The sequence below is a fragment of the Legionella anisa genome (assembly GCF_001467525.1).
Lineage (GTDB): Bacteria > Pseudomonadota > Gammaproteobacteria > Legionellales > Legionellaceae > Legionella > Legionella anisa.
This window is the reverse complement of the sequence record NZ_LNXS01000010.1, coordinates 1-15,886: the sequence shown is the minus strand read 5'-3', so window position 1 is coordinate 15,886 and position 15,886 is coordinate 1. Positions and strand designations below refer to the sequence as shown.

The following is a 15,886-nucleotide window of genomic DNA, read 5'->3' as shown; positions in this document are numbered from 1 at the left end:
TTGAGTAAATCTCCACAATTTAAGGAGAGCGTACTTTACAAAATCATTTAAACTCTGTCACACAGCCTTGCCGGAAGGACACGGCCTCCCAGTTTTTAAGCAATCCAGTTGGCGCAATTATTAAAAGAGGTTTATCACAGATATCTTCTTTAATCATTCCTTCTCGTAGCCATTCAAGAAACATTAGAGATTGAAAAGTTTTACCAAGCCCCATGTCATCAGCTAAAAGTACTCCCCTAGAACCTGCTTGATAATGTGCACATAACCACTTATATGCTTCTATCTGGTGTTGTTTTGGTTCTGTTCTAATTGTCTCGGGTAGTTTGATTGATTGAGGGTAGCGTTTTCTTGGTAGGCGAACTACATGAAATTCAACATATTCAAGATTTTCTTTTACAAGCATTACAGGCGTTTGTAGTATCCTATCTTGGTCTAGTGAATTAGCTTGATTATGTTTATTATCTTCATTATACAAGGGTTGTCGAGGTATAAATTTTTCTAATGCGGATATAGAGTTATCGTTAACAGGAATATTGATTCCTTCATGATCTACAAATAGAACCCCTGATTTTTTGGCTTCTTTAATCTTATCAAGTGTTACAGAGAGATCACTGATGGTTTCAAACTGTATTTTTTTTCCTGCTATATCAATCCCAAATGGGCTATTTGGGAATTTACCATCTGGAATCCATTCACCAGGCGGTAATTGAATCCATGGTATTACTTTTGCGTTCCATTCACCGATTCCTGTTACTCTATCAGAAAAAATTAGATTTAATTCTTCATCACTGATCATTCCTTCCAGACTATCTGCAAGAGTGGCTTTGGGATTTTTTAGAAAATTTAATTTTTCGGTATCGTTGGAGTGCTGAATTTTATGAATGGTACTTAGCGCTTTATTAAGTTGATCATTAATTAGAATGTATTTTCCTGGTCCTAGGGTGTAATAAGGTTGTAATTTAGTACTATTACTAAATTGATCAATATACCGTTGTTGTTCTATGGGGGGTAATATGTTTTCAAACACACAATCTTGATTGTGTGTTTCATGTCTTTTTAGAAGGACAGGTTGGATTTTGAAACTATTTCCTTCTGGAGTTGCGTCAATTCGGAATGCGTTAGCAAAGTATAACTTGATATTTGATATGCTGCCATCATCAGAAAATTTCCGACTTTCTTCTTCCGGGAGCAATGCTCTAATTGATTTAAAATTTTCAAGAATTTCTAATCGAGCATGCATGGAGTTAGATAAATGTAACTTTTCTCGAATTGCATCAATATCTTCAGCAAATTTCCAAGCAAAATATGATAGAAGATATTTTTTATTTCCAAATATTAAAAAAATGCCTCTTCTTTCAGCCTGTGTAATCGGTCTGGAGTTTCCGTCTATCCATGAATAATTTATAGTGTAATCATCCTTGGCTAGTAGTCCTTGGCATTCAATATGCAGTCCTCCATCAAACAGTGGGGGTAGTTCCAGTAAATGTTGTAGGTAACATTCTTGGCCTTTTAAAATCTCAATTAGTTGTTCTGAGCGAAGGCTTATTGTTAGATTATACAATAAATCCTCTTGTATGAGATCATTATCATGTAAATAATCTAGCAGCCAAATCGCTCCTGGGTGATTTGAGTTTCGCCATTCTTGAATAGGAACAATTGTGTTTTTATTTTCTAATTGAAATATAAATCGATATATACCGTCCTGTAGTTGTTCGTGACAAAGAAATTTGGTAGTAATCTTGGCTTTACGCTTAAATCCGAAAATCATAATGGTATACCTTTATTCCAGTATGTTGATAAATAAAATCATTTAATTTTTCTTGCCAGGAGTAGTTTTCGCTTCCTTGGTGTTGAATTCCATCTGTTTGATAATGTGGAACGATTTTTAATGATTTGGCTTTGAGGTTTGAGCCTGAATAATTATCCTTATAATGAGAGGGGCAGCCAGGGTCAGTTGTTAACCAGGCCCGACATTTACCATTGTGACTCCATTCTGCAAAAACCAGGTCTTTAATTTTGATAATTAGAACACTCTGATTTGATGAGCATTCTTTAACTATTTTGCCGAAAGATAATTTATTCCCGAAGTGAGTTTCTGCATAATACTGAGCGTCTGGACCAAGTGCGAACCAAGCTTCATCAAGATATCCAAGTGCGAAATATGCCATCCAAAAAGCTTTTCTGTATTTCCACTGATGATCAAGTGCCATTTGATCAACAATATCAAAAAATTGCTCGATACTATCTCCAACGAGCCAACGAAGCATAATTTGTAGGCTTGATTGATTTACGGAGCGCCAGCCATTTCTTTGGTGTGCAATAATACGAGGATCTTTAAAGTTCTCGATTAAAATATCATGAATTCTTTTTTTAAGTTCACTACTAATTTTATATGTGTTAGTCGCCCATGGAGAAAGTAAAGCTTCAATTAATTTAACACGATGATCATTAAATCTTATTTGGCCATTATTAAAATAATAATTTATTGTCGCGTTTAGCAATTCCTCGGAAGGTAGGGTATTAATTTTGTTTAGTAGTTCTTTACCAATTGATTCTGCATAACCAGTTTGTCCGAGATCTCCATGCAGACCACTTAAAAGGGCGAACTCATCCCAATCACAATTCGCATCCTGAATAAATGAGTTGATGGCTTTATTCAAACAGAAATCCCGAGAGAATAAATTAATTTGTCGATCTCTTTCTGTCCATCTTATGAGGTTATTTTTTTGGCTACAACTATCTAATTCTTCACGTATAACACATGAAATTTGCTGAAAAATTAATTTATAATTTGATCTTTGATTGTAGTCTCTAAGAAATACATGAATTAATTTTCTCCAATTCCCTGGTGTTGAGTTACGTTTTAACCAATTAATATATTGATTAATAAAATCATAGTTACTTCCAAGTGGCTTACTTTCACCATTTTGATACCAAAAAATATATGGTGACATCCTCCATTCGCGATTCGATATAGAAGTTAATTCTTTATTTTCTATTGCTTGAGCAAATCGAAAATAAATTTTCTCAATCTCAACTATTGAAGGTGAATGATCAGTAACTGCAAATTTTTTTTCTAGCTCTTTCACTGTCTGTAGAATCGTAGGCAAGGTTAGTAGATTCTTAGAAACATTAAGTTTGTTAAGTTTGAAAAAATGTTTTAATTGTTCTTTTGTATTCGCAAGATTATCCAATGGCATGTTTCAATCTCTTTATGTCTTGCGGAGTAGGAGATCGCATAATAAATCTAAGTTCAATTCGTCGGTTCACACTTAAATTGTTAGGATCAATTGGTCTTCTTGCTTCATATCCGCTCACATTTAATATGGGTATACCATTAATATTTTTAAGACCAACATTAAGTAAAGGTTTAGCGTCGATTAACTCATTAAAAACTGAAATGGCTCTTCTAGCTGATAAATACCAATTGTGTTCGGATGAACCCGTAGAATCAGTATGTCCTTCAATGAAAACTGCATCCAGCCCATCACGACTTGTCAGATTTAAAGATTCACATTGAGATTTGAATTTTTCTTCAGTTACTGCCATACAGGGTAAGTATTTTTCAAGAACAGATGCTAACTTTGAAAGCGCTATTTTACCTTCTTCATTAACTTGATATTGGTCAACACCAAAAAGAATACTTTCAGGTAAACGAAGGACTCCTTGCTCAATATCAATAGTAACTGAAACACCTTCTTGTTTAAGAGATTGTTCTATTTCTTTTAGAATTTTGTCTCTTGATTCGTTAATTTCAGTCACTTTTTTTGTTGCACTTTGAAAGTTATTTGCCACAATCATTAGCAAAATAATAAATATGAAAATAATTCCAACAAGCATATCCGTGAATGATGCAAAATAGCTTTCATCATGCGATTCTGGTGTCTGCATCTACATATTCTGCTTTATGGTAATTGTTTGTTGTTAGTTCAGCGTTTTCTCGCTCTTCTTGTAAGTCTTGAATAACACCGCTAAGTTGTCGTATTGCTTTGTCAAATTGTTGATCAAATGATATTACAAATTGACTTATGCTAGTTCTGAATTCGTCGCTTCCTTTAGCTAACTCTCCAAAGGCGTTTGCAAGATCTTGATCTACTTTGCTGAAGCGCTCTTCATATTGAGATAATAGAGAGGGTAGTTTCTCAGTGAAGTTTTCAAGATTAATTAATAAATCAGAGAGTTGTTTTTGACTTCCATGTATTCTGGATTCGGTTTCTTGAATTGCATGAATAACTTTAGTTAATCCTTCTGAAGTATCAGATAGTGGTTTAACGGCATTACTCACGTTGTTTGAAGCTCGTTCAAGAACATTTGCTGTTCCTGAGATCCCATCTATTACAACTTCAAATTTATTAATTTTCTGGTCAAATCTATTACTTGCTTGCTCAATAGATTCCGCAGAGTTTTTAAAACCATCTGCAACTGATGCTATGGTTCTCCCAGCCCCATGAAGGTTTTCCGATGATTCATCCACTTTTTTCAATGAAAGATTAATCACATTCAATAGATCTTGAATTGGAGTTAAGTTTTCGGTAATTTGAGTGACTGTACCTGCGAGGTTAGACATGCTTTGATTGCTAATATCAGCAGCACCGGTAATGTTTCCACTTGCCTGTTGAATACTTTTTGCGATGTTTTCAAGAGAATCAAGAGACTGTCCAAATTTTCCAATACCTTGTTGTACAGGCATGAAAGTTGATGTAAATGCATCAAGAGAGGCCATTAGCCGGTCGGTAGAGTCTTTCGTATTAGATCCAAATGATTTACCCATAGTTTCCATATTTTCAACTAGTCGAAGAAGGGAGTCTTTTAGAGTATTTACACCGTCAATGAGCCCTTGCATCTCATCACCGGAACTTTTACGTAGTTGATCAAGAAATTCATTAAGAACCTTCTCCAGAGCATTTTCGTTGCTTCCAGAAAATTTTTGAGCAAGAGCTCTTATTTCATCAGCCAATGGAGCTAAGGCATTTGCTACACTAGCGGGAAGTTGATTATTGAGGACATCTCCAATTCCGATAGATATATCATTTGCCATACTTTGCAATGCTAAAGTGTGAGTTTTTTCTTCTTGTATACTTTCAAAGATCAATTTCTCAGCAGGTTTATATTCTGTACATTTCTCTAGCAACCCACAGAAATTATTCAAATTATTTTGAAATCCTTTAATACGTATTTTTTGTATGAAAGATATAATCAAACTGCAACCGATACCTGTTATAGAACTGAAGAATTTAACCGAAGCAACTTTAAGTAGTTCACTTAATGCTGTTTGGCCTTCGCCATTTGCGAGACCTGATTGTGCTATATGCAATGCAGCTGCTAATCCAATAAAAGTAAAAGCTAAGCCTAAGCCAATCAAATAATTAGGGAAGGAAAAAAACTGATTTAGATTCAACTGTGCTCCAAGCACAGAGTTTTTATTAAAATAATAGGAGGGACGATGTGATAGGAATATTTTATTGGAGTTAATTTGTTGAGTATTATTATTTGTTAAATAATAAGTGCTACCAATGAATTCTCCCCAAATATTTTTCAAATAATCAATGCCATTCAATTGAGCTTTTATGTTTTCAAATTCATTATAGAATTTAGAGGATGATTCATTTCCCAATGATTTAATTAATTCATTTGCTTTCTTTATAGCTCGATTTACTTTGCCTATTGTATAGGTGGCTTGCCAAAATGGAATTAAAGCGATTGCGAAAATGAATGCGACGAAGAAATAAACTGTTGAGTCTTTTGTTATTAGGGTAAATAGATATTCTGGATTAATCATAAAATATTCATTCTCTTTTAATAAAGATAATGGTGCCAACAAATTATTGTCACCGGATGTCAATACAACTTTTTGCCATAATTTGGTTTTTGGGCATTAAGTTCGTTTGATAAGTCCGATTTCAACCACGAGTTGTTATTATGATTATTAGTGGGAGAATAAACCTATATTCAAATATAGGATATTAGATTTCCTATTTTGAATTTTTGGCGCATTTTATAGTCTTGATGGTTTTAATACAATCAAATGGCCATTAATTTTACATTAAAATTATAAATTAATAGCAATATTAGAGTTTATGGATTGACTTTAGATTAATTGATAAGCAATTTGATATAATGCTAGTCGATAAATTTTAAATGAAAAAATATGGTGAATAAAAGTAATCTATTATTTTATGTTCAGAATTGATGTTGATCATTTAGAATGAACACACATGAAAAATGAACAAAATTACTTATCTATAAACATCAAATATCAGAAGTTAGAGTTTCTTGCTGTTGTGATCCAATGTGGTTTCCAGAAATTTATTTACAAACCATTACCTAAAAAATGGGGCAATTGGGACAGTGGGGACAATCTTATAAACATTTGATTTTAAGTGTCCCAATATAAAAAATTTACTTGGGACAAATGGGACAAATTCCTCAAGCAAAATTTTTTTAATAACAAACAATATCATTTAATAACAATCAGATCACCAGGCTTTAAAAGGCTTGACGGTCTTTTAAATTCCAAGCAATACTTATCGCGAGCAGTAAACTTTTGCGGATCCACGGTTCTGTAAAAGTAACGGAAAATGAAATATCACGACTATTATCCGGCCGGACAGTCAACTGATATTCATCGAGCAGGACGCATACCGTCGGCATTAAGCTGAATGAATAATCATTTGATGAGGTTCCATATGAATAAAAAATTATCTCGTTTACAACTGTTAAACGAATTTGAATCTGCACCAACTTCTGCGTTGTTTAATCAACATACTTTGGCGGCTGTTTTGGATTGCTCCACCCAACTTTTGGAACGGAATCGTTGGGAAGGGAAGGGCGTTCCCTATCTTAAAATTGGCCGTAAGGTTTTGTATCGAAAAAGTGTTGTGTTGTCTTTTCTCCAACAACAGAAAATCTATCGCTCTACTGGTGACAGAGGTGAACTGCTTTCACTGGTCAACGAATAAATCCCATAGAAGAAATAGATTGTTCACGGATGGATAGGTTTCTATCTTCCTTGGACGTTGTCGGAGAAACAGTGATGTTGCAAAATCAAATTATTACTTTAAAAAACAAAAACGGTCATAGTCCTATTCTCTGCGAATACGCTGGAGGTCATTTTAAATTAAATGAGCAGGGCGTATCTTTTCTTGGAAAAGATAAAGATGGTAATCCATTGGCACCTAAATGGATTTGTTCTCCATTGTATGTGGTGGCTAAAACTCGTGATGCTAAAAGTGGGGAGTGGGGTCGATTACTCGAATGGCGGGATGATGATGGAATCATTCATCAATGGGCTATGCCTTTAGCTTTATTACAAGGAGATGCCTCCGAAGTTAGACGCGCCTAGCGCGCCTAGGGGTCAGATCTTGCTTTTTGCTTTCTAATAGCGCGCCTAGGGGTCAGATCTTGCTTTTTGCTTTCTAAAATAATCCTAAGCTTTCTGCTTAGATAGGCAAAAGACAAGATCTGACCCTTTGGTGTTAATACCAACACCAACACCAACACCAACACCAATACCAATACTTCTGACTCAGCAATGACCATTGATGGTATAACCATTTATAAATGGAAAGATAAGAATGGTGTTATGCATTACAGTGATCAGCCATTCAAATAAAGAATAGAGAATTAGTTGATTATTAAGTCATTGGCAGTTAGACCCTTAGATTTCCAAATTCACATAACTGTAAAAATCATATCAGCTTTCTTGCAAATGACTTGCTTTAACATTTAAACAAATTGAACGGTTTGATAAAATATAATACATGAACTATATTCCCAATATAATTAAAAGGAGTTTATTATGGGCAAACAATATAGAGATGCAGGAACTGGCAAGTATGTGAAAAAAGAATATGCTGATAAACACCCAAAAACTACTGTTAGTGAAACCAATCGAAAACCGTCTAATAAACCTAAAAAGAGATAGCAAGCGCAACCCATTTGCTTGCAAACAGGATTTAACATTAGTCATTGAATCCTAGTTTGATCTTCTCAAGTATAGATGTAGCCAAATCATAATCAATTTGAGGCTGAGTGATAGAAATTGCCAAATTATCCATTAATATCTTATTATCAAAAAACTTTCGCAGAAGATTTTGAGTTTCTAAAGACAGTCCTTTAAGATCGCGTCCTAAAAGACGGCAGCCGCTTAATACATAATCGAAATGCTCCTCTAAAAGAAGATCTGCATGTTCTATATCAAGCCTATCCTGATTATCAAAATCCAAGTAGTTAGAAGCAATATTGATAAAATCACTGGCATCTTTCTTTGCTTGTCTAGATATCCAGGCAAACAATTTGAGTAGTACCAAGCCCAATGGTGAGGCTACTTTAACAGTCACTTCATTGATGTCAATTTCAATTGCACTTTTATAAGCATCATCAAATCCAATTAAACTAAATTCAATATCATATTCAGGTGGCCATTTTAAATTTGGATTTTTTTCTTTTATATCTCCGAAAGGAAGAATATCTAAATAACCAAATTTGGGAGATACCACTCGATGCTCATGTTTGTTGTCTGCAATGAAATCCTCCGTATTAATGAAAGCATGTTTAATTTTATAAAACTCATCCCAATTTTTGCAGCAGATGGCCATATCAGTATCTAAGGTTGCTCGTTGAGCTTCATTTTTACCAAAGTGCTCAAGAAGTATGTCTCGTGCTTTAGCCCCAATTAAAAAATAAGCACAATTATTTGCAGTAGTCACTTCATTAATGAGTTTAAATAACTCAACATCTGAGGGGAAAAAATTATTCCATTTCTTTTTTAATGTATTGCTCATAAATAAGGCTCGCTGTTTCTCGATTTCTTTCATCAAGAGAGTTCAATAAATCTGCATATACCAGAATGTGCGGCACAACAGTAGAGTCTTCAGTGTCAAAGACCCAAAATTTTTTTAATAGCTCAATATTGCCATGAGTATTTTTCTTAAGTCGAAATTTTAGTTGTAATTGCGGCAAATCATTGTCTGCATACAAGGTGATGAGCTCAGGTTTTAAATAGCGGGTTAAATGGCTTGCTGCAATTTCACTTCCCCACAGGAAATTAAATTCCGAGGGTTTTACTTCTTTTAACTCATTAATTAAATCGGTAGAAAATTTCCCTAGAATTAATTTAGGACGTAATTTTTCTGCGTAGGCGATACACCATTTATTCAAGAGTTCTTCTTTGTTTGTCAAAATGCGAGCACCATTTTGTTTTATGATGAGATAATTATATTTTTGGAGCATAAGAAAAGTTTTATTAATACTTCCAAGTGCTACATCACTCATTTTAGCAATCTCTCGATATGTGAGATTGATTGCGCTCTTAATTGCTAATAGGGCAAAAATAATTTTTATATTGGCGCTATTAAGATCAAATGCAAGTTCATCATACGACGATAATTTTTGTGATGATTCACCTTTAACAAAGATAAATATTGGAGGCTCATTAATATAGGCATTTCCTGAATAGTCAATAAATTGAATATTTGCCTGTTGCAATTGTTCTGCAAGTGTTTTGTTAGCATGCTGGGTCATTAACAGACTATTTTTACCCAAATGCTTCATGTGGTTAATTACGGCAGCAATATTAGACTTATCAATATTAGCAATTAATTCGGGTTTGAAAATAATCTCATTATTTTTTTGTATAGAAATACCGAGTTCATTGGTCTTCTTATTAAATCTGCATTGAAGACCCAACTTATTTTTAATAGCGAGTATCAATTGATTAGTATTCATGGTGTTTACTCATGCTTGTTTGTTCATAATTATAGTATGTTCATTAAAAATGAACAACAAGAAAAAATGAACAAAACTACTAATCTATAACCCTAGAATACCAGAAATTAGGGTTCCAAGGTGTTATGGGTTGAATAACCAAAAGTGGTCTGCATAAATTTAAATGTAAATTGTTATCTAAAAAATGGGGGCGATTGGGACAGTGGGGACAACCGTATAAACACAGGGTTTTAGGAGTCCCAATGCAGAAAGCGAACGCCTAGGGGTCAGATCTTGCTTTTTGCTTTCTAAAATAATCCTAAGCTTTCTGCTTAGATAGGCAAAAGACAAGATCTGACCCTTTGGTGTGCTTGTAAAAATATAGACTTTTTACCAAGTTGATAAATGTCATAGGTAAATGAAAAAGTTTCGAGATTAATTCTTTTGGCATGAGATGAATATGTCTTAGCAACTAGTCTTGTTCTGTATTAAATTCTAATATATAACTATATGAATTTATTATTTTTAAATAAAATATGAAGAGTGAAATTAAGTCCTTTGAGGACTTATCAGAAGTTATCAAGAGGGATATTGGCGAGGTATTATGTCCCCGTAAGTTATTTTATTTTGCTAGGACTTCTAAACCCCACTGGAAATTATTTAAGCCGCTGGTAGATGTTTATAAATTATTAAACCATGTAGTTTCTTGTGATTATGATGCAGTCCAAAGCATTATAAAGGGTGATATTAATATCATATTTAAAAGAGGTAAGGTTACGGATTGCTCCGGACGTATTTTTGATAATATTAGTGCATTTGAATTTTCTCTTTGGGCATTGGATAAACATATGTGGACTTTGATGCAAGAATGTTTCCCTAAAAACAAAAAAAATAACGACTTGTACAATAAATTGAATTCACAATATGAAAAAGTTAAAACAAAAGGAGTGACCTATTCGTTAAATGGGAAAAAAGTTACTGAATCTCATTTTGACTTTGATAATACCATCATAAAGGAATTGCAAATTCAATTTGATTCAGTAAATGCCCCACAAGCTAATGATTGGGGAACTATAGATAAACAATGGATAGAGGGAGTCGGTGGTGCACAAAAACTTCTGCCTATGCATGTTGTTTATGAGTATTGCTCCGATCAACCATTCTTTCCTATACCCCAGTTTATCTCCAGGCCAAAATCTATGAAACAGTTTTATAATTGGATCACAGGAGCGTATGAAAATTGGTACCATCCTGCTTCAAAACTCGGTATCAATTTTGCACTTTATAAAGGCGGACACAATAAATCTAATATTAGTGATGCTGGAGGATTCTGTCAGGATTTATTCGCTTTAAAGAAATTATTCAGTTCAAGAATAATTGACTTCATCAATCTCAAATCTTTAATTGAAAACCAATTAACTATTGACTACCACAATTTCGCTGAGGAAAGTAAAAATCAGACTTCTTACTCTCCTTAAGTTATAACATAGGGAACTAGAAAAAACTTTCCCTTATAATATGAAAATTATCATGTTGCCGTTATTTTCAAATTTCTAAAAACCACAGTTAATTAAAATTAATGTGGATTAATAAAGCCATATTTTATTAATCATTATTATGCTATATTTTGATTAATAAAACGTGGGGTTATTAATCATGCAATGGAATTGGCAGCTTGAGAATTGGCCTAATTTTATTTGGGACTCCGATAAATTAGTTGTGTTTGAACAGTCTTTTACTGAGGGCGCAGGTATTATTATTGGTTCTTCGCAACATATTTCTCAAGAGGGTAAGCAAAATTTATTTATCGATTTAATGTGTACTGATGCTTTGGATAGTTCTGAAATAGAAGGGGAGCATTTAAATAGGGATAGCGTTCAATCTTCGATTCAAAAAGAGTTAGGCTTGTCTACAGAAGTTCCTAGAGCGAGCATGGCAGAGCGTGGGATCGCTAAAATGATGGTTAATTTATATCAAACGATTTCTAGTCCGTTAACACATCAGGTTTTATTTGAATGGCATCAATTTTTAATGAGTAATAGCCATCATTTGGAACATATCGGTCAATATCGTCAGCATGAAGAAGCAATGCAAATTGTTTCTGGGCCTGATTATGATCGAAAAATCCATTTTGAAGTGCCTCCTTCATCATCTGTTCCGGACGAAATAGATCAATTTATTGATTGGTTTGAGCGGAGTTCTCTCACAGGATCAGCTCCTTTACCCACATTAACCCGGACAGGAATAGCCCATTTATGGTTTGAGATTATCCATCCTTTTGAAGATGGAAATGGAAGAATAGGGCGAGCTATAGCAGAAAAAGCGTTATCTCAAGGATTTTCAAAACCAATAATGACGGTATTGGCAAAAATATTATTAAAAAAGAGAAAAGAATATTATCAACAATTAGGTTTAGCAAGTAAAACCTTAGACCTAACATCTTGGTTGATATGGTTTGCTCACATCGCTTTAGAAGCGCAACAAAGCACTTATTTGTATATTGATTTTATTATTAAGCAAGCTGTTATTTTAAGGGAGGCGGAAGGGAGAATTAATCCAAGGCAAGAAAAGGTTTTATTAAGATTATTTCATGCTGGGCGTGAAGGATTTGTGGGTGGTTTAAGTGCGAAAAATTATATGAGCATCACAGGCGCGCCCATCGCTACAACAACCAGAGATCTGAATGACTTGGTTAAAAAAAATATTCTCAAACGAACTGGCGAACTTAAAGCGACTCGTTATTTTTTAAATCTCGATAAGGCTTAAATAGCAAGCGTAGCCCGGATTAGACGAAGTCGTAATCCGGGGGAGGTTGAGTCCCGTATTACGCAGCGCTAATACGGGCTACGTTGGCTATTCGATTGATGAAGCATTTCTTGACTTAGCTCGGGTCTTTTGTTCGATTAATTATCCATAATTATATTCTATATAATTATCTAATTGGGGTGGCTCTTTTTTCTCTCCTCTATTACCAAATAAGCCCGGGTTAGACTCTCCTGAGAAGTTCATCTTTTTTGCTGGAGGTTTTTGAAGCTCATTTTTATAATGCTCTTCAATCACCTTTTTGACTAAAATATTAGAGTAAAGATTTTTTGTTTGTTTCAAACCCTTAGGCGCCCCGTCTGCTGGTGGTGTCATTCCATTATGATCCGCTAAATATTGTGTAATCCATGCCTCTTCATATGTTTTACCATCCACCGCAACAGTAGGGTTTTTAAATATTTCGTTCGTTTCTTTACAAATCAAACATGGGGGTAGTTGAGAAACATTCACCCCCGGACGTTTGTAATACGTTAATAAATCCTTCACCAATAGATTGGGAATTAAATCTTCTTTTGTTAATGGCTGCCGTGATAAAGGGTCCATTTTTAAGTCAGTCGCTGTTTGTATATCGTAAGTAATACCAGTAGGAACAATAACGGGCACTTCAATGGGAGTAAATGATATTGAATCTTCAAACAACTCTTCTACTACTGAAGCCAATTTACCAAATTTAAATAGCAAAGGATTGATAACTTCCGGTCTTCCTTCGGTGATTAAAAAAGTAAGAATTTCTTTTTGTTGCGTCTCAATGAGTTGTTTGAAATATTCCTCACCCTCTTCAAGTGTAAAATAGGACATCGGCGCACCAGCTTTTAACAGAGCTCGAGCCACTTCGATTTGATCAGCCTGTAATGCATGAATCAAAGGAATATCATATTGAGAAAGCATGGTTTTATCATTGGGATGAAGGGTAGCAATTGCCCCAATGCAGTTCCAGGCTTTACGAGTAACTGCCAGTTTCATGGGTGATAAACCCGATTTATTCAACATCGTCAAACTGGCTCCATGATCGAGCAGTAGTTTGATTAACTCAATACTTCCATCTTCCACTGCTTTATGCAATCCAGTATTAGCATTGGCATCGAGAGGAGTATTTGGGGATACTTTTGCCTTTAAAGATTCTTCCACTGCTTTTAAATTTCTCTCTGCAAATGCTTTTTTGTAATTTTCCCTATTTTTTTCTTCCATCATTTTCTCAAGGGAATACTTTTCATCAACTAACGTTTTAACCAGGCGATTTTTGTATAAAGGCCTATCAAGCTGCGGATGACCACCAGGAGTTTTGTTCTTGTTTTTTTGCAAATAATCAGTAATCCACGCTTTTTCGTACGTGATTCCATCACCAGCAACAACGGGTTCTTTATAGACATCATTGGTCTCGGGGCATATTAAACAAGGGGGTACTTCCATAAGATTAACATTAGGATGTTTATAATAGGCCAACAAATCATAGACGATTAGATTTGGAACTAATTCACTCTGCTGCAATGGTGCTCTGGTAATTGGGTCGCTAACCAGCCTTTTGATATCTTGTGCGTTATAGGTTGTTCCTTGCATAGTGATAACGGGGTTTGTTAACTCTTCACCCATAATAATTTCTTCAAAATAGTCTTTTACCTCATTAGGTAAAACACCAAATTTCATTCGAAATTCTTTACTTCCTCTTAATAAAACATGAATCATATCATTCCATTGATTAGCAACCATTCGTTGGTAATCTTGTACGCCTTCATCGGTGTTAAAATAACTGGGAAGTACTTGCATACCTTGTCCAAGCAATATCATCAGTATGTCTGGCTGATTCGCTTTTAAAGCGTGCATAAGAACAAGTTGATATTGAGCCATATTACTTTTATCAAGTGGTCGTTTTTCCAAAATAATTTTAATAAGATCCCAGGACTGCAACTTCAAGGCTAACTCAATGGCTGTTAATTGATTAATGTCTCGTGCATTAAGCTGAATATGGTTATTTAAAAATAATTTAACCATATCCGCTCTCTTATTAGTAATGGCGGTATGTAATCCCGTCTCCTTATTAGGGCCCAGTAGAGCATCCACAGTAATGTCCTTTCGTGACAAAGCACCTTCAACAGCGAAAATGTCGTTATTACTGATTGCAACTAAGTACATTAATTCCTGAATCACCGGGGATATGGATAAAACGGCGAGCATTTCATCCTGCTTAGTAGCTACCAGTTTTTCAAAATAAAGTTTACCTGGAAGCGTAGTAAAATAGTGCATCGAAGCACCAGCATGAATCAAATCATGAACCAACTCAACCTTATGTGCACGTAAGGCAGCGAGTAAGGCCGCATCAAGAGATTCGTTATGTACAGGATCATTTTCGACAATTGTTTTAATACAGCTCCAGGCTTTACTCTCCAACGCCAACTCTAAAGGAGTTTTACCTTGTTTATTTTTACGATTTGAAACAGCTCCATTTTGCAGGGCAAGCCGAATTAATTCTAAATTTTGCGTTTTTACGCCAACATGCAAGAGGGTATTGAGTTGCGCATCAACGACTGTATTAACAGAGACCTTAGCCGCTAATAGTTGTGCAATTTCTGCAATATTACCCTGTTGAACCGCTTCTTTATATGCTTCTCTTGGAGATACTTTTTTCGTGATTTTGGGTTCATCTATCTCCATAAAGTTATTATTATTTGATATTTCCCGCTTGCTCCCATAATCAGCAATGAGTTGATAGCACTCCCAAGCCTCTATTTCTGCTGCCAATTGAATAGCGGTTAAACCCTTCCTGTTTTTAAGACTAATATCAGCATTATGTTTTAATAATAATTTTAATAAATCTTTATTTTGTGCCACAACAGCAAGATGCAAGCCTGTATTCAGTTCTTTATTGCGGATATTAGGGGAAACTTTATTGACAGTTAAGCAATGTTCTACAGTGCTGGTATCATTATTGGATAAAGCAGTTAAATAAATTTCACGTACAGATTGAGTAGCATACACGGCGGTATTCTCCTTTAAAAATGAATTACTGAGGTAGAATTTCTGTATTCCACCCCAAGGAATTAGTTTCTATTTTTAATTTCCATGAGCAAAAAATGCTTGGTTATCATTGTCAGTTAATGATCCATTCTGAGATGACGCTTCATGGGAGGTACGCCCTTTGAGTAATGAGTCAACCTTTCTCTTGAAAAAACCTACCTTGTTCACAAAACTCTGATAACTCTGACTAATATCCTCCATGTATTCAGCCATGCGAATGGTATTTGCCACCTGGGATTTGACTTTCTGATGGATGGCTTCACTGTGTCCTTTCGGCAAGGCTGCGTAAAAAATATTTTTAAATTTTATCATTTAGGGGTTGACAGTGTTTTAGGCCATTTTTTCA

At 34.8% G+C, this 15,886-nt stretch carries 13 protein-coding genes and 1 pseudogene; 6 read left to right on the top strand and 8 right to left on the bottom strand.

Annotated features, from left to right (window positions below):
• Positions 1-43 precede the first annotated feature (43 nt).
• Genes Lani_RS03560 through Lani_RS03545 form a run of 4 tightly spaced genes read right to left on the bottom strand, consistent with a single transcriptional unit; the run spans position 44 to position 5,779 of the window.
• Positions 44-1,768, bottom strand: coding sequence for an SNF2-related protein (locus Lani_RS03560; protein WP_223499423.1), 1,725 nt, complete (start codon positions 1,766-1,768; stop codon positions 44-46).
• On the bottom strand, positions 1,752-3,200 hold the full coding sequence (locus Lani_RS03555; RefSeq protein WP_019235716.1) for an EH signature domain-containing protein: 1,449 nt from the start codon (positions 3,198-3,200) through the stop codon (positions 1,752-1,754). The genes Lani_RS03560 and Lani_RS03555 overlap by 17 nt, the downstream gene beginning before the upstream one ends.
• A complete protein-coding gene (locus Lani_RS03550; RefSeq protein ID WP_011215179.1) occupies positions 3,187-3,891 on the bottom strand; it encodes an OmpA/MotB family protein in 705 nt (234 codons plus the stop codon). Before Lani_RS03550 ends, Lani_RS03555 begins: the two co-directional genes overlap by 14 nt.
• Positions 3,869-5,779 carry a methyl-accepting chemotaxis protein gene (locus Lani_RS03545; RefSeq protein ID WP_019235715.1) on the bottom strand — a complete coding sequence of 637 codons (1,911 nt, stop codon included), beginning with the start codon at positions 5,777-5,779 and terminating at the stop codon, positions 3,869-3,871. The genes Lani_RS03550 and Lani_RS03545 overlap by 23 nt, the downstream gene beginning before the upstream one ends.
• Before the next feature lie 907 nt (positions 5,780-6,686).
• Here Lani_RS03545 and Lani_RS03540 point away from each other — a divergent pair.
• The 4 genes and pseudogenes from Lani_RS03540 (at position 6,687) to Lani_RS03525 (ending at position 7,924) form a co-directional block, all read left to right on the top strand.
• Positions 6,687-6,959 (top strand): hypothetical protein, encoded by a 273-nt coding sequence (locus Lani_RS03540; RefSeq protein WP_019235713.1) that lies wholly within the window; start codon positions 6,687-6,689, stop codon positions 6,957-6,959.
• 74 nt (positions 6,960-7,033) lie between these two features.
• A pseudogene (locus tag Lani_RS03535) lies at positions 7,034-7,356 on the top strand (DUF927 domain-containing protein); the annotation flags it as partial.
• Between the two features lie 175 nt (positions 7,357-7,531).
• A complete protein-coding gene (locus tag Lani_RS21125; RefSeq protein WP_081595211.1) occupies positions 7,532-7,612 on the top strand; it encodes a DUF4124 domain-containing protein in 81 nt (26 codons plus the stop codon).
• A gap of 186 nt (positions 7,613-7,798) precedes the next feature.
• Positions 7,799-7,924, top strand: a complete 126-nt coding sequence (locus tag Lani_RS03525; protein ID WP_019235710.1) for a hypothetical protein — start codon at positions 7,799-7,801, stop codon at positions 7,922-7,924.
• Positions 7,925-7,961: 37 nt separating this feature from the next.
• Here Lani_RS03525 and Lani_RS03520 read toward each other — a convergent pair whose 3' ends face one another.
• Positions 7,962-8,783, bottom strand: a complete 822-nt coding sequence (locus Lani_RS03520) for a nucleotidyl transferase AbiEii/AbiGii toxin family protein (RefSeq protein ID WP_040523612.1) — start codon at positions 8,781-8,783, stop codon at positions 7,962-7,964.
• Positions 8,752-9,726 (bottom strand): type IV toxin-antitoxin system AbiEi family antitoxin, encoded by a 975-nt coding sequence (locus Lani_RS03515; RefSeq protein WP_019235708.1) that lies wholly within the window; start codon positions 9,724-9,726, stop codon positions 8,752-8,754. The genes Lani_RS03520 and Lani_RS03515 overlap by 32 nt, the downstream gene beginning before the upstream one ends.
• Positions 9,727-10,241: 515 nt before the next feature.
• Between Lani_RS03515 and Lani_RS03510 the strand changes: the two genes are divergently transcribed.
• Both Lani_RS03510 and Lani_RS03505 read left to right on the top strand, forming a co-directional pair.
• Positions 10,242-11,183 carry a hypothetical protein gene (locus Lani_RS03510; protein ID WP_019235707.1) on the top strand — a complete coding sequence of 314 codons (942 nt, stop codon included), beginning with the start codon at positions 10,242-10,244 and terminating at the stop codon, positions 11,181-11,183.
• A 178-nt stretch (positions 11,184-11,361) separates the two neighbouring features.
• Positions 11,362-12,471, top strand: coding sequence for a Fic family protein (locus tag Lani_RS03505; protein ID WP_019235706.1), 1,110 nt, complete (start codon positions 11,362-11,364; stop codon positions 12,469-12,471).
• Positions 12,472-12,612: 141 nt separating this feature from the next.
• Here the strand turns inward: Lani_RS03505 and Lani_RS03500 are convergent, their stop codons facing one another.
• Together Lani_RS03500 and Lani_RS03495 are read right to left on the bottom strand one after the other, a co-directional pair.
• Complete coding sequence (locus Lani_RS03500; protein WP_019235705.1) at positions 12,613-15,501, bottom strand: ankyrin repeat domain-containing protein; 2,889 nt, start codon at positions 15,499-15,501, stop codon at positions 12,613-12,615.
• Between the two features lie 75 nt (positions 15,502-15,576).
• The gene (locus Lani_RS03495) at positions 15,577-15,852 is read right to left on the bottom strand and encodes a hypothetical protein (protein ID WP_058388401.1); all 276 of its coding nucleotides are present in this window, start codon (positions 15,850-15,852) and stop codon (positions 15,577-15,579) included.
• Positions 15,853-15,886: the final 34 nt, after the last annotated feature.

Excerpts from the sequence above, each read along its gene's own strand:
- Lani_RS03560 (WP_223499423.1), bottom strand. The coding sequence starts at position 1,768 with ATGATTTTCGGATTTAAGCGTAAAGCCAAGATTACTACCAAATTTCTT.
- Lani_RS03555 (WP_019235716.1), bottom strand. The coding sequence starts at position 3,200 with ATGCCATTGGATAATCTTGCGAATACAAAAGAACAATTAAAACATTTT.
- Lani_RS03550 (WP_011215179.1), bottom strand. The coding sequence starts at position 3,891 with ATGCAGACACCAGAATCGCATGATGAAAGCTATTTTGCATCATTCACG.
- Lani_RS03545 (WP_019235715.1), bottom strand. The coding sequence starts at position 5,779 with ATGATTAATCCAGAATATCTATTTACCCTAATAACAAAAGACTCAACA.
- Lani_RS03540 (WP_019235713.1), top strand. The coding sequence starts at position 6,687 with ATGAATAAAAAATTATCTCGTTTACAACTGTTAAACGAATTTGAATCT.
- Lani_RS21125 (WP_081595211.1), top strand. The coding sequence starts at position 7,532 with ATGACCATTGATGGTATAACCATTTATAAATGGAAAGATAAGAATGGT.
- Lani_RS03525 (WP_019235710.1), top strand. The coding sequence starts at position 7,799 with ATGGGCAAACAATATAGAGATGCAGGAACTGGCAAGTATGTGAAAAAA.
- Lani_RS03520 (WP_040523612.1), bottom strand. The coding sequence starts at position 8,783 with ATGAGCAATACATTAAAAAAGAAATGGAATAATTTTTTCCCCTCAGAT.
- Lani_RS03515 (WP_019235708.1), bottom strand. The coding sequence starts at position 9,726 with ATGAATACTAATCAATTGATACTCGCTATTAAAAATAAGTTGGGTCTT.
- Lani_RS03510 (WP_019235707.1), top strand. The coding sequence starts at position 10,242 with ATGAAGAGTGAAATTAAGTCCTTTGAGGACTTATCAGAAGTTATCAAG.
- Lani_RS03505 (WP_019235706.1), top strand. The coding sequence starts at position 11,362 with ATGCAATGGAATTGGCAGCTTGAGAATTGGCCTAATTTTATTTGGGAC.
- Lani_RS03495 (WP_058388401.1), bottom strand. The coding sequence starts at position 15,852 with ATGATAAAATTTAAAAATATTTTTTACGCAGCCTTGCCGAAAGGACAC.